The organism is Caballeronia temeraria, from assembly GCF_001544795.2.
Taxonomy (GTDB): domain Bacteria; phylum Pseudomonadota; class Gammaproteobacteria; order Burkholderiales; family Burkholderiaceae; genus Caballeronia; species Caballeronia temeraria.
The window spans coordinates 367,223-392,035 of the sequence record NZ_FCOI02000002.1; the positions used below are offsets into that span (position 1 = coordinate 367,223).

Here is a 24,813-nt window from a genome sequence, read left to right on the forward strand (position 1 = left end):
TGCCGGACCGGAGCCGAGCATGAAAGTAGCCGTTCTCGGCGCCGGCGCGTGGGGCACCGCACTTGCGGGCCACCTCGCGACCCGGCACGACACGAAGCTCTGGGCGCGCGATGTCGCGCTCATCGAATCTCTTTCCCGCACGCACGAAAACACGCGCTATCTGCCAGGCGTGGCGTTGCCGCACGCGCTTGCATTCGAGGCGGATTTCGCCGCGGCGCTCGCGCATGCATCGGCGGACGATGCATTGTGTGTCGTCGCTACGCCCGTCGCCGGTTTGCGTGCGCTGTGCCGCGCGATGCGAGAGGCCGGCGTCGTGCCGGCGCATATCGTCTGGCTTTGCAAAGGCTTCGAGGCGGATACGCAATGTCTGCCTAACGAAGTCGTCGCAGCCGAACTGCCCCAGCATCGGAGCAACGGCACGCTGTCCGGTCCGAGCTTCGCGCGCGAAGTAGGGCAGGGCTTGCCGGTCGCGCTGACGGTCGCGAGCGCATCGGCGGAACTGGGCGCGCGCACGGTCGCGGCGTTCCATCACGGCGCGATGCGCATCTATACCGGCGACGACGTGATCGGCGTCGAAGTGGGCGGCGCGGTGAAAAACGTGCTCGCAATCGCGACCGGCATCTCCGATGGCCTCGGCCTCGGCCTGAACGCGCGCGCGGCGCTGATCACGCGCGGGCTCGCGGAAATGTCGCGTCTGGGCGTCGCGCTCGGCGGCCGCGCGGAAACCTTCACCGGGCTGACCGGCCTGGGCGATCTGATTCTCACCGCGACGGGCGATCTGTCGCGCAACCGCACCGTCGGCATGCAGCTCGCGAGCGGACGCACGCTCGACGAGATTCTCGCGGCGCTCGGCCATGTCGCGGAAGGCGTGCGATGCGCGCGCGCCGTGCTCGGGCTCGCGAAATCGCGCGGCATCGATATGCCGATCACGCAGGCGGTATGCCGCGTGCTCTTCGACAACGTGACGCCGCGCGATGCCGTGCAGGCGCTACTCAGCCGGGACGCAAAAGCAGAGTAATCGGAGGCGTGTGCGATGGCCAAGCTCGAAGCGCTGAAAGCCGACATCACCACGCTCGACGTCGATGCCATCGTCAATGCGGCGAACACGTCGCTGCTCGGCGGCGGCGGTGTCGACGGCGCGATACATCGCAGAGCGGGAAAAGGCTTGCTGCGCGAGTGCGAGACGCTCGGCGGCTGCGAAACCGGCGACGCGAAAATCACACGCGGCTACGATCTGCCCGCGAAGCACGTCATTCACGCAGTTGGGCCACGCTGGAGCGGCGGCAGGAAAAACGAGTCCGAACTGCTCGCGAACTGCTACCGGCGCTCGCTGGAACTCGCGCAGGAAGCCGGCTGCGAATCGATTGCCTTTCCCGCGATCAGTTGCGGCATCTATCACTTTCCGCCCGAGCAAGCCGTGAAGATCGCGGTGCGCACGGTCATCGACACATTGCCTTCCACGCCCGCCGTGCAGCGCGTCGTTTTCGTGTGCTTTCAGGACGACATGCTCGCGCGCTATCGCGCCGAACTCGACGCGGCCAAGGCTTAAGCGCCGCCTTCGAAGCCCGCCTGTCGCCACGCCTCGAACGTCACGATCGCCACCGTATTCGACAGATTCAGGCTGCGATTGCCCGGCCGCATCGGCAGACGCACGCGCTGTTCGTTCGGAAAGCGCGCGAGCAAATCGGGCGCGAGGCCGCGCGTTTCCGCGCCGAACACGAACCAGTCTCCCGGCTTGAACGCGTGATCGAAGAACGGTGACGAGCCGCGCGTCGTGAACGCGAACATGCGCGTGGCGTCAGGCGCTTCCTTCGCGATGAAGGCATCCCAGTTCGCGTGCACGTTCATTTCGGCGTACTCGTGATAGTCGAGACCGGCGCGGCGCATCTTCGCGTCGTCGAGCGGAAAGCCGAGCGGCTCGATCAGATGCAGGCGCGCGCCCGTGTTCGCGCACAGGCGGATCACGTTGCCGGTGTTCGGCGGGATTTCGGGTTCGACGAGTACGACGTTGAACATGGATTGCTTCTGAATGAGGTGATTAATCTTTCGGCGTGCGTAGCGCGACGAAATTGCTGACGCGCCGCGCGCCGGATAACTTGAGCGTGCGGGCGAGCGCGTCGAGCGTGGCGCCGGATGTCATCACATCGTCGACGACGCCGACATGCTTGCCACGCACATCGCCCGAAACGGCGAACGCGCTCGCGACATTGCGGCGGCGCGTTTCCTGATCGAGCCGCGATTGTGCCGACGTATGCCGCACACGGGTGACCATCGACGCGTCGCCGCGCACGCGCATCATGCGGGCGAGCGGGCGCGCGATGGACCACGCCTGGTTATAGCCGCGCGCGACGAGGCGCATACGCGAGAGCGGCATCGGCACGATCACGTCCGGCGCGGGCAGATTGCTGTCCTCGAAGACCGCATGCAACTGCCGCGCAAATGCTTCGCCCGCGGCGAGGCGCGCACGAAACTTCAATTCGACGACGAGCGTATCGAGCGGCGCGCGATAGTCGGCGAGCGCGAGCGTGTCGTTGAACGCGGGCGGCGCGTCGAGACACGCGGCGCAATGCACGCGGATGTCCTCGCGTTCGCGTCTCATGACCGACGCCGCCAGCGGCAGCGCGCACGTCGCGCAGCGCAGGCGCGGCTCGTTCCAGTACTGCGCGTCGCATCCGGCGCACAACACATCTTGCGACAAATTGCCGCATAACGCGCACTGACCCGGCAGCGCGCGCGACATGAGCCGTTGCGCCGCCGACGCGAATCCGCGAGCGCGCGTGGTAACGGGCGTCCGGAAGGAAGGGCGGAGACTGTCGGTTTTCATGACTGCGGTAGCGGAAAAATCGCGGCTCGATGCGCTAAACACGCGCATTCGTTGCGCCTTACGAAGTGTTTATGCCTCGTATCAGCACTTCGCATGGGTCGTTTTCGAGACGACCGAGTATACTTCGCACTCTCCGCAAAAAGATCGACATGCCCCCGACATCCCCTAAAACTAGCCGTCCGGCCTATGATCCGCGCCTTTTGTGCGCGATCTTCGACGGTCGCGCCGCCGCTTTCGACGAGGTCGCGTTCCTGCCGCGCGAGATCGCGGAGCGCATGCGCGAGCGGCTCGAATACATCAAGGTCGCGCCGACGCGCATCCTCGATGCGGCGTGCGGCGCCGGGGCGGACCTGGGCGGTCTGCGGGAACGCTTCGCAGAGGCGTCGGTGACCGGCGTCGATATTTCGTCCGCGATGCTCGCGCGCGCCCGCGCCGCCGAAGCCGCGGACGCCGACAACGGCGCGGGCTGGCGGCGCTTTCTTCCCTCTACGCTCGCCAAGGCCTTCGGCGCACGCGGCCCGCAACTCGCGCAGGCGGATTTCTCCGAGCTGCCGTTCGTGTCGGGCGCGTTCGAATTGCTGTGGTCGAATCTCGCGCTGCACTGGCATGCGCGGCCTGATCTCGTGTTCCCCGAATGGCAGCGCGTGCTGAAGGTAAACGGCCTCCTGATGTTCAGCACGTTCGGCCCGGACACGCTGCGCGAGCTTCGCGCCGCGTATCGCGAAGCGGAGCGCACGCTCGGGCTGACATCCGAGCCGCATACGATCGATTTCGTCGACATGCACGATCTCGGCGACATGCTCGTGGAAAGCGGCTTCGAAATTCCGGTGATGGATCAGGAGGTGCTGACCATCACATACAAATCGCCCGAATCGCTGTTCGCCGACGTATCCCGCTGGGGCGCCTATCCGTTCGCGCGCGCGTTCGACGCAGGCCGCGCGGACGTGAAGACCGTGCGCGGCGCGGTGCATCAGGCGCTCGAAGCGCTGCGCCGCGACGACGGCACGATCCCGCTCACCTTCGAAGTGATCTACGGCCACGCCTGGAAGGCGGTGCCGCGCACGACGGCCGAAGGGCACGGCATCGTTCGTCTGGAAGATATTGGAAAAGGCTCCAGACCGAAACGATGAATCGGTAAAGAGCACGGTTGTTATGTCTGAAATTTGCGCGGAAAAAGCGTGCAAAAAGGTGCGTCAAAAGGGCGCAGAAGCTTGTGGCGCTTGGCTTTGCGAGGTTACGACCCTTGCTTGTGGATGCCACTTAAGACGCCTATAATGCGTCAGTTTGTCGCCTGAACCGATACAAATTTGGGCGAAATCCGAGCAAATGTATGTGATTGCGTGCGGATTGAGGGAGGCAGCGATGCAAGCCAGCCAGACGCTGACGGAGTCCGGGCCGGTCATCAAGGACTGGATGATGAAGCGAAACTGCTCGGTCTCGCCGCGTCAGTTCGTGCGCTTCTATGTGTCGCTTGCGCTGTTTTCGCTGGCAATCGCAACGCTGCTGTTTCTGAACGGCGCCTGGCTGGTGCTGCCGTTCACCGGAATCGAGCTGACGGTCGTGGGTGTCGCGTTCCTGATTTACGCGCGCCATGCCGTCGACTACGAACGAATCCGGCTGTACCAAAACCGGTTGTTGATCGAACAGATGAACGCCGAAGAGCTGACGCAGTTCGAGTTCAACCCGCGCTGGGTGCGGGTCGAAGCGGGCGCGACGCCGAGAGAGCCGCTCACGATCGTATCGCGCGGTCAATCGGTGAAAATCGGACAACACCTTGCACAGCATCGTCGCAAACAATTTGCTGCCGAGTTGCAGGCGTCGCTGAGACGTCTTTGAGAGGAGCCGGCGGGTGCGATGCCACGGGGGTCGAGGGTTTGAATGGAAAATTTGGGTAAGGATGCTATGAAAACAATCAAGCGAGCCCTCTCGGGCGTGCTGGCGGCGGGCGCACTGCTTACCGCCGGCGCTGCCCTGGCGGTCGAAAACAGTCCAGGCGGTCCCGCTGTCAACGAGATCAACTTCCAGCCGCCCGTGACGAAGATCGCCGAGGAGCTCTACGGCCTCCATATCTTCATGCTCATCATCTGTACCGTCATCTTCGTTGGCGTGTTCGGCGTGATGTTCTATTCGATGTTCATGCATCGCAAGTCGAAAGGCTTCAAGCCGGCCAACTTCCACGAGAGCACCACGGTCGAAATCATCTGGACGATTGCGCCGTTCATCATCGTCATTCTGATGGCGCTGCCGGCCACGAAGGCCGTCGTCGCGATGAAGGACACGTCCAACGCCGACCTCACCGTGAAGGTCACCGGCTATCAGTGGAAGTGGGGCTACGATTACGTGAAGGGTCCGGGCGAGGGCATCAACTTCCTCTCCACGCTCTCCACGCCGCGCAGCGAAACCAACGGCCAGAAGCCGATCTCCACGCTGTATCTGCAGGAAGTCGACAACCCGCTCGTCGTGCCGGTCGACAAGAAAATCCGCATCATCACCACGGCGAACGACGTCGTGCACTCGTGGTACGTGCCGGCGTTCGGCGTGAAGCAGGATGCGATTCCGGGCTTCGTGCGCGACACGTGGTTCAAGGCCGAAAAGGTGGGCACGTATCGCGGCTTCTGTACGGAACTGTGCGGCAAGGAGCACGCGTACATGCCGGTGGTCGTCGAAGTGCTGTCGGCTGACGACTACGCGAAGTGGGTCGATGCGCAAAAGAAGAAGATGGCCGCCGGCCAGGACGATCCGCTCAAGACGTACACGAAGGATGAACTGATGGCGCGCGGCCAGCAGGTCTACTCGTCGAACTGCGCGGTCTGCCACCAGCCGACCGGCAAGGGCGCGGGCCAGTTCCCGGCGCTCGACGGCTCAAAGATCGCGAACGGCTCGATTGCGGACCATCTGAATATCGTGCTGCACGGCAAGGGCGCCATGCCGCCGTGGCAAAGCGTGTTGAACGATGTCGAGATCGCATCGGTCGTCACGTTCGAGCGCAATAGCTGGAGCAACCACACCGGCGACCTGCTGCAACCGAAGCAAGTCATCGACGCCAAGGCGGGCAAGATGCCCGAAGGCGGCGGCAAGGCAGCGGCGGCGGCACCGGCGCCCGAAGCAGCGAGCGCAGCACCCGCGGCAGCGGACGCGAGCGCACCGGCTGCATCGTCGGGTGCGGAGGCGTCGCAAGCCGCCGCTCTGCCTGCCAGCATCTATTTCGAGACGGGCAAGGACACGCTGCCCGCCGACGCGAAAAGCGCGGTGGACGCGGCAGCGGCCTACGCGAAGGCGCATCCGGACGCGAAGATCGCGTTGTCGGGTTTCACGGATGCGACCGGCAATGCCGACAAGAACGCCGATCTCGCCAAGCGCCGCGCGCAAGCCGTGCGTGACGCGCTGAAGGCAGCGGGCGTGTCGGAAGACCGCATTGTGTTGAAGAAACCGGAAACCATCACGGGCGGCGCCGATAACAAGGAAGCCCGCCGCGTGGAAATCAGTCCGGCTGCTTGACGTGCCGAGCGTGCCGCTTTCCTTCGCCGCATAGCAACGGAAAGCGCACGCGTCATTGCCAAGTGCCCCGAGTATTCGCTTTAGGAGATGATTGTCATGTCTAGCATCGGACACGATGTAGGCGCAGGTCACGACCACGCGCACGACCATGCGCACGAGACGCCGCATGGCTGGCGCCGGTGGCTCTTCGCCACCAACCACAAGGACATCGGTACGCTGTACCTGCTGTTCTCCTTCATCATGTTCCTCTCCGGAGGCGTGATGGCGCTCGGCATCCGTGCCGAGCTGTTCGAGCCGGGCCTGCAGATCATGCGCCCCGAGTTCTTCAATCAGCTGACCACCATGCACGGCCTCATCATGGTGTTCGGCGCGATCATGCCGGCGTTCGTCGGTTTCGCGAACTGGATGGTGCCGCTGCAGATCGGCGCATCGGACATGGCGTTCGCGCGCATGAACAACTTCAGCTTCTGGCTGCTGCCGGCCGCTGCGGTTCTGCTCGTCGGCTCGTTCTTCGTGCCGGGCGGCGCAACCGCTGCCGGCTGGACGCTGTACGCACCGCTCTCCACGCAGATGGGCCCGGGCATGGACTTCGCGATTTTCGCGGTCCACATCATGGGTGCGTCGTCGATCATGGGCGGCATCAACATCGTCGTGACGATCCTGAACATGCGCGCGCCTGGCATGACGCTCATGAAGATGCCGATGTTCGCGTGGACGTGGCTCATCACCGCGTATCTGCTGATCGCCGTGATGCCGGTTCTGGCGGGCGCGATCACGATGGTGCTGTTCGACCGTCACTTCGGCACGTCGTTCTTCAATGCGGCGGGCGGCGGCGACCCGGTCATGTACCAGCACATCTTCTGGTTCTTCGGTCACCCCGAGGTGTACATCATGATCTTGCCGGCGTTCGGGATCGTGTCGCAGGTGATCCCGGCGTTCTCGCGCAAGCCGCTGTTCGGCTATAGCTCGATGGTGTACGCAACCGCATCGATCGCGATTCTGTCGTTCATGGTGTGGGCGCACCACATGTTCGCGACCGGCATGCCGGTGACGGGCCAGCTCTTCTTCATGTACGCGACGATGCTGATCGCCGTGCCGACGGGCGTGAAGGTGTTCAACTGGGTGGCGACGATGTGGCGCGGCGCGCTGTCGTTCGAAACCCCGATGCTCTTCGCGATCGGCTTCCTGTTCGTGTTCACGATGGGCGGCTTCACGGGCCTGATCCTGTCGATGGCGCCGCTCGACATCCAGATGCACGGCACTTACTACGTGGTGGCGCACTTCCACTACGTGCTGGTGGCGGGTTCGCTGTTCGCGCTGTTCGCGGGCTGGTACTACTGGGCGCCGAAGTGGACCGGCTGGATGTACAACGAAATGCGCGGGAAGATCCACTTCTGGGCGTCGATGATCTTCTTCAACATCACGTTCTTCCCGATGCACTTCCTGGGTCTCGCCGGCATGCCGCGCCGTTATGCGGATTACCCGGCGCAGTTCACGGACTTCAACCAGGTCGCGACGATCGGCGCATTCGGCTTCGGCCTCGCGCAGGTGTACTTCCTGTTCGCGGTCGCGCTGCCGACGTATCGCGGCGGCGGCGAGCTGGAGAAGGCGTCCGACAAGCCGTGGGATGGCGCGGAAGGCCTCGAATGGACCGTGCCGAGCCCGGCGCCGTTCCATACGTTCGAAAATCCGCCGACGGTCGAATAAGTCGTTTGTACGATTCGCGGGACGTGCATCGAGCATGTCCCGCGAATGAAAAGTCAGGAAAGCATGGCCCCGAATCCACAAAAAAGACGCACGCCCGAGGAAATCCGCGCGGGCAACAAGCGGCTCGGAATCATCATGATGTTGATTGCCGCCGTCTTCTTTCTGGGTATCGTCGTCAGGCAATACCTGTTGTCGCGAGGGTAGGAAAGCAACGTGTCCACTCAGCAGGAAAATCCGCACGTCGACCGGTCGTTCAACCGGTCGATGCTGGTCAAGCTCTTCGTCGTTGCCGCGCTGATGTTCGGCTTCGGTTTCGCGCTCGTGCCCATGTACCGCGCGATCTGCCAGATCACCGGCATCAACAACCTCGTGCAGAAGGATGTGGGCGCGCGGGAGGCGAAGAACACGCAGGTGGACATGAGCCGCACGATTTCGATCGAATTCGATGCGAACGCGCGCGGCCCGCTGAAGTTCAAGCCGGAGCAGAACGCGCTGGACATTCACCCCGGCGAAGTGATGACGGTGATGTACGACGTGACCAACGAGCAGAACCGCACGGTGAACGCGCAGGCCATTCCGAGCTATGCGCCGAAGCAGGCCACCGAGTTCTTCAAGAAGATCGAATGTTTCTGTTTCACGCAGCAGACGCTCGCACCGAACGAGACCAAGCGCATGCCGGTCGTGTTCGTCGTCGATCCGAAGCTGCCGAAGGACGTGAAGACGATCACGCTGTCGTACACGTTCTTCGAGCTGAACGCGCCGAAGTCGGTCGCGAAGGGTTCGTGACGGCCATGAGCGCGAACACGCCGAACAAGGGCGGTTTTCTCAAGCTCGTGAAGGCGGTGTTCTGGTCGTTCTTCGGCGTACGCCGCCGGGCGGACCTGGAAAGCGACGCGGCGCAGCTGAACCCGCTGCATCTGATCGCGGCGGGCGTCATCGGGGCGGTGCTGTTCATCGTCGTGTTGCTGCTGATCGTGCGCGCGGTAGTGGGATAGACGGAACGTCGAGAGCATCGGCGTCGAAAGAAAATTCAAGCAACTGGATCGAAGTGGAGAATCAACAATGAGCGGTCAAAACGAGAGCCCGTACTATTTCGTGCCGCATCCGTCGCGGCATCCGGTGATGGCTGCAAGTGGCTTGCTGATCATGCTGGCCTCGCTGGCGTCGTGGGTGAACGGTCATAGCTTCGGGCCGGTCGGCACGTTCATCGGCCTGTTGTTCGTGCTGTTCGTGCTGTGGCACTGGTTCGGCGACGCGATCTCCGAATCCGAAGGCGGCATGTACGGCAAGCGCGTGGATGTGTCGTACCGCTGGAGCATGAGCTGGTTCATCTTTTCCGAAGTGATGTTCTTCGCGGCGTTCTTCGGCGCATTGTTCTACGCGCGCGCCATCGCGATGCACGAACTCGGCAGCCTCGACTACAAGCTGATCTGGCCGGACTTTACCGCCGTGTGGCCGAACAACGGCCCCGCCGCGCTCGTGCCGCATTTCCGCGCGATGGTGCCGTGGCCCCTGCCGACCATCAACACGGCGCTCCTGCTGTCCTCCGGCGCGACGCTGACGGTGGCGCACCATGCGCTGCGTGAAGATCATCGCAGGAAGGCGATCATCTGGCTGGGCGCGACGGTTCTGCTCGGTATCATCTTCCTGTTCTGCCAGGGCTACGAGTATTTCCACGCGTACAACGAACTGAACCTGACGCTGAACTCCGGCGTCTACGGCTCGACGTTCTTCCTGCTGACCGGCTTCCACGGCTTCCACGTGTTCCTCGGCGGCACGATGCTGGCGGTGGTGATGATCCGCCTGATCCGCGGCCACTTCACGGCGGAGCACCACTTCGCGTTCGAAGGCGCCGCGTGGTACTGGCACTTCGTCGACGTCGTGTGGCTGGGTCTGTACGTCGTCGTCTACTGGCTGTAAGGGAATACCGGAGCGGGCGGGCGCGATGCGCCGTCCGCGATGCAAGGCCGGCGGCGACGCCGGTCCGAGAGCAAAGAAGCAGTGATCAACACGCCGCCCTCGATGTCTCAAGGGGCGGCGTTGTCGTTTGAAGAATCGGTGCGTGTTGATGCCGCGCGCGACAATTCGCCTCGTGGGGCGGTGCGCGCGTTGCGCGTATCGTCGCGATCAGCGTCCCATCGGAATGCCGGACGACTGAATCCAGCCCATCCAGTGCGCGAACAGGATGAAGAGGAAAAGCGAGATGGACAGCCCGACGCGGGCGGCGAGCGACCACACCATGCGCTTCGTCCGGCCGCGGTCGGTCATCATGAAGTAGAGCGCCGAGCCCAGGCTGCCGATGATAAGGATGAATGCAATAGCAACGATGATGTGCATGAAACCAGCCAGCGATTTTGCTCAGGAACCACAGTGAGCGGTATGAATTCGGATCATCTCATTATCTCACTCGACGGATCGTGCCGTGCAGCGCCCGGCCGGATGCCGGCGATCGGGTGCGCGGCATGAAGATTCGATTCTGGCCCGCGCTCCTGATTCTGATCGTCGTCGCGGTGACGGTACGTCTCGGCTTCTGGCAGCGCGATCGCGCGCATCAGAAAGAGGCGCTCAACGCGCAGATCGTCGCGTTCGAGAATGCGCCCTCGCAGGAAGTCGGCGTCGAACCGATGCCGCTCAAGTCGATCGAATTCCATCGCGTGGAGGCGCGCGGCGAATTCATGCCGGAGCGCGTCGTGTATCTGGACAATCGTCCGTATAACGACCAGCCAGGCTTTTATGTCGTGATGCCGCTTAAACTCGAGGGCGGCGGTTACGTGCTCGTGAATCGCGGATGGCTGCCGCGCAACATGGCGGACCGCACGGGCATCGAGCCGTACGAGACGCCGAAGGGTGTCGTCGACGTGAAAGGGATCGCGCGCGCGAATGCGTCGCAGGCGTTCGAACTGGGCAGCGGCGGATCGGCCGCGCACAAGGAGATTCGCCAGAACCTGGACGTCCGCGCGTACGCGGCCGAAACCGGGCTCGCGTTCCAGCCGTTCGTGATCCAGCAGACCAACGACACCGGCGACAAGCTCGTGCGCGACTGGCCCGCGCCGACACTCGGCGTCGAGCGCAATTACGGCTACATGCTCCAGTGGTGGGGCATGGCGGCCGCGGCCATCGCATTCGGCCTGTATGCCGCGCGCCGTGCCGCGAAGAAGCGCGACGCGGGAGACGAAGGCGGCGAATCCGATGAAGAAGCCGAGCACCACGCCTGAACACTGACGAACAGAGAGACGTTTTTACCGATGCAATCACAACGCTCCGCTGCCAACGCGCAGCAACGCCCGACGAAGAAAGGCTCCTGGGTCAGCGGCCGATGGATGCTCGTGCTGCTCGCCCTCGTGTGCGCCGCGCCGGTAATCGCGTCCTATCTCATGTACTACGTGATCAAGCCGGCGGGCGGCACGTCGAGCTACGGCACGCTGATCGAGCCGCAACGTCCGATTCCGGCGCAACTCGCCGTCACCGATGAAAAAGGGCAGAGCCTGCCGTTCAAGTCGCTCGAAGGCAAATGGCTGATGATCATGGTCAACGGCAGCGACTGCGACGAGCAATGCGCGACGCGTCTCTATTTCATGCGCCAAGTGCGCGTGTTGCAGAACGGCGAGCGCGATCGCGTCGTGAACGTCTGGCTGCGCACCGATGGCAAGCCGGTCGCCGACGTCATCAAAAACGCGTACCCGCAGCCCGACACGCGTATGCTCGTCGCCGACGAAAAGGCGATCGCGGCGTGGCTGCCTGTCGACGGCGGCACAAAACTCACGGATCACATCTTTCTCGTCGATCCGAACGGCAATCTGATGATGCGCTTCCCGAAGAATCCCGATCCGAAGAAGATCAACGCGGATGTGGCGAAGCTTCTGAAGTGGTCGCGCATTGGCTAAAACGCGGTTGAAGGTGAAGCATGAGTTATGTATTGCAACTGGGAATGATCGGCATCTGCATCGCGCTGTTGCCGCTCTCGTATGTGTGGGTGAAAGCCGACGACGATAAGTTCAGGAAGCTCGTCTGGCTCACGACGTTTCTGACGCTCGATCTCATCATGTTCGGCGGCTTCACGCGCCTGACCGATTCCGGCCTCGGCTGCCCGGACTGGCCGGGCTGCTACGGCACGTCGTCGCCGTTCATCGCGCATGCGCAGATCGCGGCCGCGTATCAGGCGATGCCGACCGGCCCCGTCAGCATGGTGAAGGCGTGGATCGAGATGCTGCATCGCTATTTCGCGATGGCGATCGGCGTGCTGATCATCGCGCAGGTGATCATCGCGTGGACGGCGCGCGTGAAGAAGCGTCCGCTGCACGTGTCGCCGTGGTGGCCTACCGGCATTCTGCTGCTCATCCTGCTGCAAGGCGCGTTCGGCGCGTGGACCGTCACGTTGAAGCTGCAACCGGTGATCGTCACGACGCACCTGCTGCTCGGACTCGCGCTGCTCGGCGTGCTCGGCTGGCTGGCGGCGCGCATGACGCCGATTCCGTCGCTCGATTCCGCCGCCGCGCGCTGGATGCCCGCCGCCGCGTTCGGCTTGCTGCTGCTCGTCGTGCAGATCGCGCTCGGCGGCTGGGTCAGCACGAACTACGCGGTGCTCGCGTGCACGGACTTTCCGCTGTGCAACGGCCAATGGATTCCGCCGATGAACTTCGAGCACGGCTTCCATCTCTGGCGCGCGCTCGGCATGACCGGCGACGGCGACGTGATCTCGCAGGATGCGCTCGTCGCGATTCACTGGACGCATCGGACGTTCGCGGTCGTCGTCGTCCTGTATCTGCTCTGGCTCGCGCTGCGGCTGCGACGTTTCGAGTCACTTCGCAAGCCCGCAAACGGCGTATTGTTGTTGATCGTCCTCCAGTTCCTGACGGGCATGTCGAACATCGTCCTGCAGTGGCCGCTGCCTGTTGCGGTGGCGCACAACGGCGGGGCCGCGATCCTGTTGCTGCTACTCGTTATGCTAAACTTTCGAATCTCTTCCAGCCGTCCCGGCCGCGCCGCAGTTCCCGCGCGCGACGTCGTTTCAGCGTGACTCCACATCATGGATAGCACGACACTCAATTCCCCTCTCGGCAGCCGCGCGTCGCAGTATCTCGCGCTGACCAAGCCGCGCGTCACGCAACTCGCCGTGTTCTGTGCCGTCATCGGCATGTTCCTGTCCACGCCCGGCATGGTGCCGTGGGACAAGCTGATCGGCGGCGCCGTCGGCATCTGGTTGCTGGCCGGCGCGGCATTTGCAATCAATTGTCTCGTCGAGCAAAAAGTCGATGCGAAAATGCGCCGCACCGCATGGCGTCCGTCCGCGCGCGGACAGATCACGCCGGCGCAGATTCTGACGTTCTCGGCGGTGCTCGGCGGCGTCGGCATGTGGACGCTCTACACGTTCACCAATCCGCTCACGATGTGGCTCACCATCGCCACGTTCGTCGGCTATGCGGTCATCTACACGCTGCTGCTCAAGCCCTATACGCCGCAGAACATCGTGATCGGCGGCGCGTCGGGCGCCATGCCGCCGGCGCTCGGCTGGGCCGCCGTGACGGGCCACGTGCCCGGCGACGCGTGGATTCTCGTGCTGATCATCTTTGTGTGGACGCCGCCGCATTTCTGGGCGCTCGCGCTGTATCGCCGTAAGGACTACGAGAACGCCGGCCTGCCGATGCTCCCCGTCACGCACGGCGAGAAATACACGCTGCTCAACATCTTCCTGTACACGCTCGTGCTGTTCGCGGTCACGCTGATGCCGTATATCTCCGGCATGAGCGGCGTCGTGTATCTGGCGAGCGCGATCGCGCTCGGCGCGGGGTTCATCGGCTATGCGTGGAAGATGTATCGCGAGTATTCGGACGCGCTCGCGCGCAAGACCTTCCGCTATTCGATCGTGTATCTGTCGCTGCTGTTCGGCGCGTTGCTCGTCGATCATTACGTGCGCACGGTGATCGGCGCATGATGAGCGTTCTTCGTCGCGTATTCGCGCTGCTGGTTTTCGCGGCGCTGCTTTCGGCGTGCGAGAAGGCGCCCGATTTCAAGAATCTCGATATCACCGGCAACAAGCAGTTCGGCAGCGACTTCTCGCTGCCCGACAGCCACGGCAAGACGCGCACGCTCGCGGACTTCAAGGGCAAGGCGGTCGTGCTGTTTTTCGGCTATACGCATTGCCCGGACGTCTGCCCGACCACGCTCGCCGAACTCTCGCAAGCGATGCAGCAACTCGGCGACAAGTCGAAGGACGTGCAGGTGCTGATGGTCACCGTCGATCCGGCGCGCGACACGCCCGATCTGCTCGGTCAATATGTGGCGGCGTTCAACTCGTCGTATATCGGCTTGCGTCCCGCCGACGACGCGCAGCTCGCGAAGATCGCGAAAGACTTTCGGGTGTACTACGCGAAGTCGCAGGGCAAGACACCCGGCGACTACACGATGGATCACACCGCCGCGAGCTATGTCTTCGACAAGGACGGCAAGCTGCGTCTCTTCGCGCGCGACGGGCAAGGCGTGGAGCCCTGGGTTCACGACCTGAAGCTGTTGATCGACTGATTGCGAAAGTGGCCCTTACGGGCCACTTTTCATTTCAGCGCTCCGAAGACGGCTCGGGCAGATTCAGGCCGGGCGCAAGCCGCGTCGCCTTGAATTCGATGATGTCGTAGTGCGCGAGTCCCTGCTGCGAGAACGGGTCTTCCGCGATGATCGCATCGAGCCGATCACGTTCGATACCCGACGCCACGATGACGCCGCCTTCGCGCGGCACCTTCGGCCCGGCCATGACGAACACGCCCGCCGCGAAATAGCGTTCGAGATAGATGCGATGCGCGTCGAGGGCATCGTCGATTTCGGCGAGCGCGCCGGTGTATCGGAGATTGATCACGTACATGATGAGGTTCGGCTCCGGCGCAAAGGGTTTGTGACGTTCTGTCACGATTCTATCCCCGCCCTCGCCGCAGCGGATATTCACATGAGCATTCTGTATTTCACGTCGCACCACGGTTGTGCGAACATCCGTCACCCGGTTTGAAAACCCGCCGGCGAGGAATCACGCAACCCCAGCAAGAACGCATCATCGAAACAGGAACACCATGCAGCGCAGAAATTTGCTTAAAGCCATTACCGCCGTCGCGGCGTCCGCCGCGTTGGTCACGAGCCTCGCTCACGCCGATGACAAGGTGATCAAGGTCGGCACCATCAGCGGCCCTGACGCGCAGATCTGGCAAGTCGTGCAGAAGGTCGCGAAGCGCGAAGGCCTCAATGTGAAAGTGATCGAGTTCAACGACTACGTGCAGCCGAACGCAGCACTCGACGCCGGCGATCTCGACGCGAACAGTTTTCAGCATCAGCCGTATCTCGACAGTCAGGTGAAGCAGCGCGGCTACAAGATCGTGAACGCGGGGCTGACGTATATTTCGCCGCTCGGCGTGTATTCGAAGAAACTGAAGTCGCTGAAGGATCTGCCGCAAGGCGCGAAGGTCGCGGTGCCGAATGATCCGTCGAACGAAAATCGGGCGCTGCTGCTGTTGCAATCGCAGGGCGTGATCAAGCTGAAGGCGGGCGCCGGCACGAACGGCAATAGCGCGACGGCCCTCGACGTGGCGGACAATCCGAAGAAGATCAAGCTCGTCGAGCTGGATGCCGCGCAACTGCCGCGCACGCTCGCCGACGTCGATGCCGCCGCCATCAACACGAACTTCGCGCTTGCGGCCGGCCTGCAACCGACGAAGGACGCGATCGCGCTCGAGGACGTGCATAGCCCGTACGCGAATCTGATTGCGGTGCGCGCGAAAGACAAGGATCAGCCGTGGGTGAAGAAGTTGGTCGCGGCCTATCAGTCCGACGACGTGCGGCAGTTCCTCAAGAGCGAATTCAAGGGCTCGGTGGTGCCTTCGTTCTGAGCGTCATTGCATGACGCACGCATAACGGCGTCCCTCGGGACGCCGTTTTCATGTGCGCCGCCGTGTTTCAGTCGACGCAAATGTGCTGCAACTCGCGCTGCCACAGGATGCCCGTGGAGTCTTCCTGCACCGGCGAGAAACCCGTTCGATGAAACAGCGCGCAGAGATCTTCGTGAGGTTCATCGAGACGGCAGATCACCTGATCGTAACGGGCGCCGTGCGCGAAGTTCGTGCATGCCGCGACGAGTCGCTCGCCCAGCCCGCGCCGCCGAGCGCCCGGTTCGACGAACAGCAGTTCGATGCGCGCGCGGGTTTCGGACTCCGCAGTAAGTATCGCCGCACCGACGCGCGTGGCAGTGTTCTGCTCGGCCACCCAGCAAGCGATGCGCGGCGTGCTCGTCTGCATCTCGGAAAGGAAGCGGGCGATCACCTTCGCCGTACGCGCTTCTCTGAAAAGCTTCGGTCTGTCGCCGGTATAGAGATGCGCCTGGCGTTCGATCATCCAGCCGAAGTCGCCGGCGCGCGGCACGCGCAGCCGCGTTTCTCCGTCGACGTTCACAGGCGAGAGCAGGCGCTCGACGTCCGCCATCGCCGTGCAGAGCTGTTCGATCTCGGCCGCCGTCAGCCGCTTGAGCAGCGTGGCCGCCTCCGCCGACACATGCAGATCGATTTCGTCGACCTGCGCTTTTGCCTCGGGCGTGATATGCAGCAAATGCGCCCGGCCATCCGACTCGTTCTTTCGCCGCACGACGAGGCCGAGTTTCTGGAAGTTGTTGATCAACCGGCTGAGATAACCCGTATCCAGGCCGAGGTTGCGTGACAGATCCGCAGCCGTGGTGGCTCGCTGTTGCGCCAGCTCATGAAGAATGCGGACTTCAGTCAGGGAGAAGCAGCTTTTATGCAGCCGCTCATGAAGCGCGCCGGTATGGCGCGCGTAAAAACGGTTAAAGCGGCGTACCGCTTCTACGGCACGGCTCGGGTCGGAACTGCCCATCTCGAAAGTCTCTCAGAGGATTTGTTGGAATTACTTTTGAATCCGAATTAACGCGCCCATTGTGCCAAAGAAGAACGATCGTGCGAATACGAAAATGCCCGAAAAATGCGTTATTCCGCAGTTAAGGAACCAGTTCGCTAAGTGGATCGGCCATTCGGGTAAGTCCCGATGGTCAACTTGTATTATCCATCTCGCTAAACATTGCCATAACTCATTGATTTTTAGATAAATTTGACCTTTGTCCTGAGGTGTTGCCTGAGCGTTGACTGGTATTATGTTGGTTATATAATGGGCTCCAACCTGGGAGATGAGAGCGCTCGATGGAGCATCGCTGGCAATACCTTGCGCCCGACGCGCAAAGCGACACGCCGCTTTATCTGCAACTGGCGTCGCGTCTTGCGACCGCGATTCACGCGGGCAACTGGTCGGCCGGCGAGGCTTTGCCGTCCGAACGCACGCTGTCTGAAGGCGTCGGTGTTTCGCGAATCACGGCGAGAAAAGCCATTGCGCTGCTCGTCGAGCAAGGCTTGATCCGGCGCGTGCGCGGCGCGGGCAGTTTCATCACGCCGCGCGTCGAAGATCCGCTTTCCCGGCTCACCGGTTTCACCCGGAAGATGGAGCAGCGCGGTTTCAAGCCGGACTCGATCTGGCTCGATCGCGGACTGCGGGCAGCGAATCGCGACGAAGCCGTGCGCCTCGGGTTGTCGCCGGGCGCGGCTGTGGCGAGCCTCAGGCGGTTGCGGTGCGCGGACGGCATCGTGATGGCGGTCGAGCATTCGACCTTGCCGGTCGCCGCGGTGCCTGATCCGCTGGCGATCGGCGCGTCGTTGTACCGGTATCTGGAGACGCGCGGGTTGTCGGTGGTGCGCGCGTTGCAGCACTTTCGCGCGGTGAACGCCGGCGCGGAGATTGCGCGGCTGATGGGCGTCGCGCCGCGCGCGGCGCTGCTCGTGATCACGCGCATCGGCTATTCGGCGGATCAGCGCGCGATCGAACTGACCGATACCTACTGCCGCGACGACTACTACGACTTCGTCGCGGAACTGCATCGATAAGCGTCGGCACAGACGCGCATGACTCAAGACGCATCAACAGAGCAAACAAGAGAACGAGAGGACCCAAGGAAGCCGTTCGCTTTTTTCGCGACGAAAGCCTGCTCGCAGCACGGCGCGGACGGCACTGAACCTCATCCATGCATCGCGTACTTCCAGAGAAATTCATGCTGAAAGGAAACATACTCACGACGGACGGCTGGATCCACGGCTCGATCCGCATCGAGAACGGCCGCGTGACGGCGCTCGAAGGCCATATCGTCGATCCGCTTGGCAACGACGCGCCCTTCATCCTGCCGGGCTTCATCGACCTGCACGTGCACGGCGGCGGCGGGCGCGACATCATGGAAGGCGGCGACGCGGCGGACACCGTCGCGCGGCAGCACGCGCAGCACGGCACCACGAGCCTGCTCGCCACCACGATGACCGCGCCGCGCGACGAGCTCATGGCCGTCGTCGCCGGGCTCGGCGAACAGGCGAAGCACCGTGCCGCGGGCGGCGCGCGCATGCTGGGCGTGCATCTGGAAGGCCCGTACATCAATCCCGGCAAGCTCGGCGCGCAGCCGGACGCGGCCGCCGTCGCAGTGCGCGATGAAGTGCTCAAGTACCTCGAGCTCGCGCCGATCCGCGTCGTCACGATCGCGCCGGAGATTTCCGGCCATCTCGATATCATCGCCGAACTGGCCGCGCGCGGCGTGCGCGTGCAGCTCGGCCATTCGCTCGGCACGTACGACGACGCCGTCAACGCGCTCAAGCACGGCGCGCGCGGCTTCACGCATCTGTTCAACGCGATGTCGCCGCTGCATCACCGCGATCCCGGCATGGTCGGCGCGGCGCTCGCGCACGCCGAATACGCGGAACTGATTCCCGATCTGCTGCACGTGCATCCGGGCGCCATCCGCGCCGCGATGCGCGCGATCCCGCGTCTCTATGTCGTGACCGACAGCACGTCGGCGGCCGGCATGCCCGATGGCGAATATCGTCTCGGCAGCCAGCACGTCACCAAATGCATGGGCGGCGTGCGTCTCGCGGACGGCACGCTCGCCGGCAGCACCCTGACGATGGATCAGGCGCTGCGCAATCTCGTCTCGCTGGGCATTCCGCTCGCGGACGTCTCGAATCGCCTGTCGCGTTTCCCCGCCGACTATCTCGGACTCGAAGACCGCGGGCGCATCGCGCGCGGCGCATGGGCCGATCTCGTCGTGCTCGACCGGGAACACGCGCTGACCGCCACGTATGTCGAAGGAGAATCAATTGTCGAATATGCTTAATGAGGCGCTGGAGTCCGCCGACGTCGTCGCGGCCCAGCTTGCCGATACCTCCCGCATCGAAGCGCTCGCGGAGAAGCTCAAGGAGCAGCCGCGCAATGTCGCGCTGACGGTTGCGCGCGGCAGCTCGGACCACGCCGCCAGTTATTTCGCAAGCCTGACGATGAGCCGCATCGGCGTGCCGGTCGCCTCGCTGCCGATGTCCGTCGCCACGTTGCAGCAGGCGCCGCTGCGTGTCTCCGGGCAGCTCGCCGTCGCATTTTCGCAGTCGGGCAAGAGCCCCGATCTCGTCGGCACGATGCAGGCGCTGCGCGACGCGGGCGCGTTCACTGTCGCGGCCGTCAACGTCACCGGTTCGCCGCTCGAAAGCGCGTGCGAATACTTCCTGCCATTGCTCGCCGGTCCCGAGCTGTCGGTTGCCGCGACCAAGAGCTATATCGCGATGCTGTCGCTGTCGGCCATCGTGATCGCGCACGTTCAGCGCGACGTCGAATTGCTGAAGGCGCTCGAATCGCTGCCGGAAAAGCTGCGCGCCGCGGGCAAGCTCGACTGGACCCGCGCCGTCGACGAACTGAAGAACGTCGATCGCATGATTGTGATCGGCCGTGGCCTCGGTCTCGCCATCGCGCAGGAAGCCGCGCTCAAGCTGAAGGAAACATCGGGCATCCAGGCCGAGGCGTTTTCGAGCGCGGAAGTGCGTCACGGGCCGATGGAAATCATCGACCGCGACTATCCGCTGCTCGTGTTCGCGCCGCGCGGGCCGGAGCAGGCGGGGCTCGTCCAGCTCGCCGCCGACATGCGCGCTCGCGGCGCGCGCGTGCTGCTCGCAGCGCCCGCCGATGTCGCCGAGGCGGAACTGCCGCTCGTCGCCACCGATCACCCGGCGCTCGATCCGATCGCCGCGATTCTGTCGTTCTATGTGATGGCCGCGGGTCTGGCCGCCGCGCGCGGGCGCAATCCCGACGCGCCGCGCCACCTGAACAAGGTCACCGAAACCCATTGAGTGAGAAACGCCGATGCGCCGTGCCGAGGAGTCACTGTTGAACCATTCCATCGATAACCCGAACGACGTCGTGTTGCTCTCGCCGTTCACCGGTCCTGTCGTGCCGCTCGCCGACGTGCCCGATCCCGTGTTCGCCGAAGGCATGTTCGGCGACGGCATCGGCATCGATCCGCTCGATAACGTGCTCGTCTCGCCCTGCGACGGCACCATCACGCATCTCGCGCGCACGCATCACGCCGTGACGCTGCGCACGAAGGAAGGCGCGGAGATTCTCGTGCATATTGGCATCGACACCGTCGAGCTGGGCGGCAAGGGCTTCACGCCGAAGGTTCAGCAAGGCGCGACGGTGCGCGCGGGCGAGCCGCTGATCGAATTCGACGCGGATTTCGTCGCGCAGCACGCGCCGAGCCTCGTTTCGGTGATCGCGGTCGCCAATGGCGATGCGTTCGACGTCGCCGAGCGCGCCGGCCGCGGCGTGCTGAAAGCCGGGTCGCGCTTGCTGGTGCTGCGCGCGAAAGACGGCGAGAAAGCCGAGTCGGCGCGCACGGGCGCGGTTGTGCTGGAAGAAGCGCGCCGCAGCCTCACGCTGGCGCACGCGGGCGGCCTGCATGCACGTCCGGCGGCGCGGGCGCGGGAAGCCGCGCGCGGTTTCGATGCGAAGGTCGAAGTGCGTTACGAAGGCAAGAAAGCGCCGGTGGAAAGCGTGGTCGGGCTGCTCGGTCTCGGTGCGGGCGAGGGCGCGACCATCGAGCTGGTCGGCATCGGCGCAAAGGCGCGAGAGGCCGTCGACGCGGTCGCGACGGAATTGCTGCGCGCGGCGCAGGGCGAAGTCGAAGAGACGCCCGCGCGCGCGAAGTCGCCCGCGCCGGTGGTGCAGGCCACGCGAACGGGCGAGCCGTTGCCGCCGAACACGCTCGCGGGCGTGTGCGCCGCGCCGGGCATCGCGGTGGGCAAGCTCGTGCGCTGGGACGATCAGGACATCGTGCCGCCGGAACAGGCGAGCGGTCAGTCGGCGGCGGAAAGCCGTGCGCTCGATAAAGCCATCGCGCAAGTCGACGCCGAACTTGGCGAAACCGTGCGCACCGCGTCGCAGCGTGGCGCGGTCGGCGAAGCGGGCATCTTCGCGGTGCATCGCGTGCTGCTCGAAGACCCGACGCTCGTCGATGCCGCGCGCGATCTGATCAGCCTCGGCAAGAGCGCGGGCTTTGCGTGGCGCGAGGCGATCCGCGCGCAGATCGCGCTGCTGTCGAACGTGCAGGACGACTTGCTCGCCGAGCGCGCGGCCGATCTGCGCGATATCGAAAAGCGCGTGTTGCGCGCGCTCGGTCTCACGAACACGGCGGCGCGCGAATTGCCGCAGGAAGCCGTGCTCGCGGCTATCGAATTCACGCCGTCGGATCTGTCGTCGCTCGACCGCACACGTGTCACCGCGCTCGTGATGGCGCGCGGCGGCGCGACTTCGCACGCGGCGATCATCGCGCGGCAGATCGGCATTCCGGCGCTCGTCGCGATCGGCGATGCGTTGCACGCGATTCCCGAAGGCACGCAAGTCGTCGTGGATGCATCGGCGGGGCGCATCGAACATGCGCCGAGCACGATCGACGTCGAACGCGCGCGCAACGAACGCGACCGGCTCGCGGGCGTGCGAGAAGCGAATCGCAAACTGTCGCGCGAAGCGGCATCGACGAAAGATGGCCGCGCGATCGAAGTCGCCGCGAACATCGCGACGCTCGACGACGCCAAAGCCGCCGTCGAGAACGGCGCCGATGCGGTCGGCCTCCTGCGCACGGAGCTGCTGTTCATCCATCGCCAGTCGGCGCCGACGGTCGCGGAGCACACGGAGAGCTATCAGGGCATCGTCGATGCCTTGCAGGGCCGCACCGCGATCATCCGCACGCTCGATGTCGGCGCGGACAAGGAAGTCGACTATCTGACGCTGCCGCCCGAAGAGAACCCGGCGCTCGGTCTGCGCGGCATCCGTCTCGCGCAAGTGCGCCCGGATCTGCTCGACGACCAGTTGCGCGGCCTGCTCGCCGTGAAGCCGGCGGGCGCGGTGCGCATCCTTCTGCCGATGGTCACCGATTCCGGCGAACTGCAGCGCCTGCGTGCGCGCATCGACGAACTGGCGCGCGAAGCGGGCCGCACCGATCCGGTCGAAGTGGGCGTGATGATCGAAGTGCCGTCGGCGGCGCTGCTTGCCGATCAGCTCGCGAAGCACGCGGATTTCCTCTCGATCGGCACCAACGATCTCACGCAGTACACGCTCGCGATGGACCGTTGCCAGCCCGATCTCGCCGCGCAATCCGACGGGCTGCATCCGGCCGTGCTGCGTCTCATCAAGGCGGCGGTGCAGGGCGCGGAGAAGCACGGCAAGTGGGTCGGCGTGTGCGGCGCGCTCGGCGGCGATCCGGTCGCGGCGCCGTTGCTCATCGGGCTCGGCGTGACGGAATTGTCGGTCGATCCGGTGTCCGTGCCGGGCATCAAGGCGCGCGTGCGCAATCTCGATTACCAACTGTGCCGCCAGCGCGCCGAGGACTGTCTCGCGCTCGAATCGGCTCAGGCAGTAAGAGCGGCAAGCCGCGAAATCTGGCCGCAGGACTGAACGTTCGGCTTGCCAACGATTCGCGGAGCCTTTTTTAGCAATCCCCAAGCAGCAAAGACAAGACCTATATTTTTTGGAGAACCCGATGGACGCCAACCCGTTTGCAAAGATGCAGCGACTAGGCCGCGCGCTGATGCTGCCGATCGCCGTACTACCGGTGGCCGGCCTGCTATTGCGTCTCGGCCAGCCCGACGTCTTCAACATCAAGATGATCGCCGACGCCGGCGATGCGATCTTCACCAATCTGCCGCTGCTGTTCGCGATCGGCGTGGCGGTGGGCTTCGCGAAGGACAACAACGGCACGGCGGGTCTCGCCGGTGCGATCGGCTATCTCATCGAAGTGGCCGTGATGAAGGACATCAACGACAAGCTCAACATGGGCGTGCTGTCGGGGATCATCGCCGGTATGGTGGCCGGCTATCTGTACAACCGGTACAAGGACATCAAGCTGCCCGAGTATCTGGCGTTCTTCGGCGGCAAGCGCTTCGTGCCGATCGTCACGGGCGTCGCGTGTCTCGTGCTCGGCATCCTCTTCGGCTACATCTGGCAGCCGGTGCAGGCGGCCATCGACGGCGCGGGCAACTGGCTGACGACGGCCGGCGCGCTCGGCACCTTCGTGTTCGGCGTGCTGAACCGCATCCTGCTGGTGACGGGTCTGCATCACATCATCAACTCGCTCGCTTGGTTCGTGTTCGGCTCGTTCACGCCGCCCGACGGCGGTGCGATCGTGCACGGCGACCTGCATCGCTTCTTCGCGGGCGACAAGACGGCGGGCGGTTTCATGACCGGCTTCTTCCCGGTGATGATGTTCGGCCTTCCTGCAGCCTGCCTCGCAATGTTCCATGAAGCGCCGAAGGAGCGCCGCGCGGTCGTCGGCGGCCTGCTGTTCTCGATGGCCCTGACCGCGTTCCTGACGGGCGTGACGGAGCCGATCGAATACTCGTTCATGTTCCTGGCGCCGGTGCTGTACGGCATTCACGCCGTGCTGACGGGTTTGTCGCTCGCCATCTGTTCGGCGCTCGGCATCCATCTGGGCTTCACGTTCTCGGCGGGCGCGATCGACTACGTGCTGAACTACGGTCTGTCGCAGCGCGGCTGGCTGGCGCTCGTGGTCGGCGCGGTGTACTTCGTCGTCTACTACGGCCTGTTCCGCTTCTTCATCCGCAAGTTCAACATGGCGACGCCGGGCCGCGAGCCGGCCACGACCGACGCCGAAACCGACGTGGCGCAAACCGTCGATGGCGGTCTGATTCCCCCGGTTCCGGGCGCGGCTGCCGTGTCGGACACGCGCGCAGCGAAGTACATCGCGGCGCTCGGCGGCGCGTCGAACCTGACGCTCGTCGATGCCTGCACGACGCGTCTGCGTCTGTCGGTCGCGGATACGGAAAAGGTGTCGGAAGCGCAGTTGAAGACCATCGGTGCGCGCGGCGTGCTGAAGCGCGGCGCGACCAACGTGCAGGTGATCATCGGGCCGGAAGCCGACCTGATCGCCGATGAAATCCGCAGCGAGCTCGAACATTCGTCGACGCGCGGCGCAACGCCCGCATCGTCCACGCCGGCGCAACCGGTGGCAGCGGCAAGTGCGGAGCAGACGCCCGGCCCGCTCGATCCGGACCCGTTCCGCTGGCTCGCGGTGTTCGGCGGCGCGACCAACGTCGTTTCGCTCGACGCAGTCGCTCAGACGCGTCTGCGCGTGGTCGTGCGCGATCCGTCGTCGGTGGATCGTCAGCGTCTGTCGTCGCTGGATGTCGCGTGGGTGTCGGCGGACACATTCCACATCGTCGTGGGCGCGGCGGCACAGCGCTATGCAACGCAACTGTCCACGCGCCTGAGCGGCAGCGGCGGCGGCGCGTCGCCGATGCCCGCCTGATGCGGTAATCGACGATCGAAAACAAACGGCACCTCCGGGTGCCGTTTGTCTTTTCAGCGCGTGGCCAAAGAAAAAGCCCGCCGTCTTGCGAACGGCGGGCTTTGCAATCCCTGCAAAAGCACAGTCAATT

The 24,813-nt window shown here is 64.2% G+C and carries 26 protein-coding genes; 21 read left to right on the forward strand and 5 right to left on the reverse strand.

Translation table 11 applies throughout. The annotated features are described in order from the left end of the window. Nucleotides 1-19: 19 nt before the first annotated feature. Both AWB76_RS04215 and AWB76_RS04220 read left to right on the forward strand, forming a co-directional pair. Complete coding sequence (locus tag AWB76_RS04215; RefSeq protein WP_061158849.1) at nt 20-1,018, forward strand: NAD(P)H-dependent glycerol-3-phosphate dehydrogenase; 999 nt, start codon at nt 20-22, stop codon at nt 1,016-1,018. Between the two features lie 15 nt (nt 1,019-1,033). After that, on the forward strand, nt 1,034-1,549 hold the full coding sequence (locus AWB76_RS04220) for an O-acetyl-ADP-ribose deacetylase (protein ID WP_061158850.1): 516 nt from the start codon (nt 1,034-1,036) through the stop codon (nt 1,547-1,549). Here the strand turns inward: AWB76_RS04220 and trmL are convergent. Further along, nucleotides 1,546-2,016 (reverse strand): tRNA (uridine(34)/cytosine(34)/5-carboxymethylaminomethyluridine(34)-2'-O)-methyltransferase TrmL, encoded by a 471-nt coding sequence (trmL, locus tag AWB76_RS04225; protein ID WP_061158851.1) that lies wholly within the window; start codon nt 2,014-2,016, stop codon nt 1,546-1,548. The genes AWB76_RS04220 and trmL overlap by 4 nt on opposite strands. A gap of 22 nt (nt 2,017-2,038) precedes the next feature. Further along, complete coding sequence (locus tag AWB76_RS04230) at nt 2,039-2,740, reverse strand: ComF family protein (protein ID WP_244173209.1); 702 nt, start codon at nt 2,738-2,740, stop codon at nt 2,039-2,041. Nucleotides 2,741-2,973: 233 nt separating this feature from the next. Here AWB76_RS04230 and AWB76_RS04235 point away from each other — a divergent pair, with 233 nt between their 5' ends. The 8 genes from AWB76_RS04235 to AWB76_RS04265 all read left to right on the forward strand — a co-directional run bounded on the left by AWB76_RS04235 (nt 2,974) and on the right by AWB76_RS04265 (nt 9,949). Further along, the gene (locus AWB76_RS04235; protein WP_061158852.1) at nt 2,974-3,954 is read left to right on the forward strand and encodes a methyltransferase domain-containing protein; all 981 of its coding nucleotides are present in this window, start codon (nt 2,974-2,976) and stop codon (nt 3,952-3,954) included. Nucleotides 3,955-4,186: 232 nt separating this feature from the next. After that, nucleotides 4,187-4,660 carry a DUF2244 domain-containing protein gene (locus AWB76_RS04240; protein ID WP_061158853.1) on the forward strand — a complete coding sequence of 158 codons (474 nt, stop codon included), beginning with the start codon at nt 4,187-4,189 and terminating at the stop codon, nt 4,658-4,660. 42 nt (nt 4,661-4,702) lie between these two features. Then, on the forward strand, nt 4,703-6,322 hold the full coding sequence (gene coxB, locus AWB76_RS04245) for a cytochrome c oxidase subunit II (protein ID WP_061158854.1): 1,620 nt from the start codon (nt 4,703-4,705) through the stop codon (nt 6,320-6,322). A gap of 96 nt (nt 6,323-6,418) precedes the next feature. Then, nucleotides 6,419-8,029: a cytochrome c oxidase subunit I gene (gene ctaD / locus AWB76_RS04250; RefSeq protein WP_008351764.1), complete on the forward strand. Its 1,611-nt coding sequence runs from the start codon at nt 6,419-6,421 to the stop codon at nt 8,027-8,029. Between the two features lie 63 nt (nt 8,030-8,092). Then, on the forward strand, nt 8,093-8,233 hold the full coding sequence (locus AWB76_RS40360) for a cytochrome oxidase small assembly protein (RefSeq protein WP_086972134.1): 141 nt from the start codon (nt 8,093-8,095) through the stop codon (nt 8,231-8,233). 9 nt (nt 8,234-8,242) lie between these two features. Continuing rightward, entirely contained in the window at nt 8,243-8,815 is a 573-nt protein-coding gene (locus tag AWB76_RS04255) for a cytochrome c oxidase assembly protein (protein ID WP_061158855.1), read from the forward strand. 5 nt (nt 8,816-8,820) lie between these two features. Further along, nucleotides 8,821-9,024, forward strand: a complete 204-nt coding sequence (locus AWB76_RS04260) for a DUF2970 domain-containing protein (RefSeq protein WP_061159019.1) — start codon at nt 8,821-8,823, stop codon at nt 9,022-9,024. 67 nt (nt 9,025-9,091) lie between these two features. After that, complete coding sequence (locus AWB76_RS04265; RefSeq protein WP_061158856.1) at nt 9,092-9,949, forward strand: cytochrome c oxidase subunit 3; 858 nt, start codon at nt 9,092-9,094, stop codon at nt 9,947-9,949. A 207-nt stretch (nt 9,950-10,156) separates the two neighbouring features. On the opposite strand, the gene AWB76_RS04270 is transcribed toward AWB76_RS04265, so the two are convergent. Further along, nucleotides 10,157-10,366 (reverse strand): twin transmembrane helix small protein, encoded by a 210-nt coding sequence (locus AWB76_RS04270; protein ID WP_061158857.1) that lies wholly within the window; start codon nt 10,364-10,366, stop codon nt 10,157-10,159. A 125-nt stretch (nt 10,367-10,491) separates the two neighbouring features. Here AWB76_RS04270 and AWB76_RS04275 point away from each other — a divergent pair, with 125 nt between their 5' ends. From AWB76_RS04275 to AWB76_RS04295, 5 genes are read left to right on the forward strand one after another with little or no spacing between them, the layout of a single operon-like run. Beyond that, entirely contained in the window at nt 10,492-11,244 is a 753-nt protein-coding gene (locus AWB76_RS04275) for an SURF1 family protein (RefSeq protein WP_061159020.1), read from the forward strand. A 30-nt stretch (nt 11,245-11,274) separates the two neighbouring features. Then, entirely contained in the window at nt 11,275-11,913 is a 639-nt protein-coding gene (locus AWB76_RS04280; RefSeq protein ID WP_061158858.1) for an SCO family protein, read from the forward strand. 20 nt (nt 11,914-11,933) lie between these two features. Next, entirely contained in the window at nt 11,934-13,046 is a 1,113-nt protein-coding gene (locus AWB76_RS04285; RefSeq protein WP_061158859.1) for a COX15/CtaA family protein, read from the forward strand. 9 nt (nt 13,047-13,055) lie between these two features. Continuing rightward, the gene (gene cyoE / locus AWB76_RS04290) at nt 13,056-13,961 is read left to right on the forward strand and encodes a heme o synthase (RefSeq protein ID WP_061158860.1); all 906 of its coding nucleotides are present in this window, start codon (nt 13,056-13,058) and stop codon (nt 13,959-13,961) included. After that, the gene (locus tag AWB76_RS04295; RefSeq protein WP_061158861.1) at nt 13,958-14,548 is read left to right on the forward strand and encodes an SCO family protein; all 591 of its coding nucleotides are present in this window, start codon (nt 13,958-13,960) and stop codon (nt 14,546-14,548) included. The genes cyoE and AWB76_RS04295 overlap by 4 nt, the downstream gene beginning before the upstream one ends. A gap of 34 nt (nt 14,549-14,582) precedes the next feature. Here AWB76_RS04295 and AWB76_RS04300 read toward each other — a convergent pair whose 3' ends face one another. Beyond that, nucleotides 14,583-14,882 carry a YciI family protein gene (locus AWB76_RS04300; RefSeq protein ID WP_061158862.1) on the reverse strand — a complete coding sequence of 100 codons (300 nt, stop codon included), beginning with the start codon at nt 14,880-14,882 and terminating at the stop codon, nt 14,583-14,585. 202 nt (nt 14,883-15,084) lie between these two features. Between AWB76_RS04300 and AWB76_RS04305 the strand changes: the two genes are divergently transcribed. Next, nucleotides 15,085-15,894, forward strand: a complete 810-nt coding sequence (locus AWB76_RS04305; protein ID WP_061158863.1) for a MetQ/NlpA family ABC transporter substrate-binding protein — start codon at nt 15,085-15,087, stop codon at nt 15,892-15,894. Nucleotides 15,895-15,961: 67 nt separating this feature from the next. Here AWB76_RS04305 and AWB76_RS04310 read toward each other — a convergent pair whose 3' ends face one another. After that, nucleotides 15,962-16,888, reverse strand: coding sequence for a bifunctional helix-turn-helix transcriptional regulator/GNAT family N-acetyltransferase (locus tag AWB76_RS04310; RefSeq protein WP_061158864.1), 927 nt, complete (start codon nt 16,886-16,888; stop codon nt 15,962-15,964). Nucleotides 16,889-17,208: 320 nt separating this feature from the next. On the opposite strand from AWB76_RS04310, the gene AWB76_RS04315 reads away from it, so the two are divergent. From AWB76_RS04315 to nagE, 5 genes are all read left to right on the forward strand, one after another. After that, nucleotides 17,209-17,943, forward strand: a complete 735-nt coding sequence (locus tag AWB76_RS04315) for a GntR family transcriptional regulator (protein WP_061158865.1) — start codon at nt 17,209-17,211, stop codon at nt 17,941-17,943. Between the two features lie 164 nt (nt 17,944-18,107). After that, nucleotides 18,108-19,211, forward strand: a complete 1,104-nt coding sequence (nagA, locus tag AWB76_RS04320; RefSeq protein WP_061158866.1) for an N-acetylglucosamine-6-phosphate deacetylase — start codon at nt 18,108-18,110, stop codon at nt 19,209-19,211. Then, a complete protein-coding gene (locus AWB76_RS04325; protein WP_061158867.1) occupies nt 19,204-20,211 on the forward strand; it encodes an SIS domain-containing protein in 1,008 nt (335 codons plus the stop codon). Before nagA ends, AWB76_RS04325 begins: the two co-directional genes overlap by 8 nt. A 13-nt stretch (nt 20,212-20,224) precedes the next feature. Then, a complete protein-coding gene (gene ptsP / locus AWB76_RS04330) occupies nt 20,225-22,813 on the forward strand; it encodes a phosphoenolpyruvate--protein phosphotransferase (protein WP_061158868.1) in 2,589 nt (862 codons plus the stop codon). 85 nt (nt 22,814-22,898) lie between these two features. Continuing rightward, a complete protein-coding gene (nagE, locus tag AWB76_RS04335; RefSeq protein WP_061158869.1) occupies nt 22,899-24,683 on the forward strand; it encodes an N-acetylglucosamine-specific PTS transporter subunit IIBC in 1,785 nt (594 codons plus the stop codon). Nucleotides 24,684-24,813: the final 130 nt, after the last annotated feature.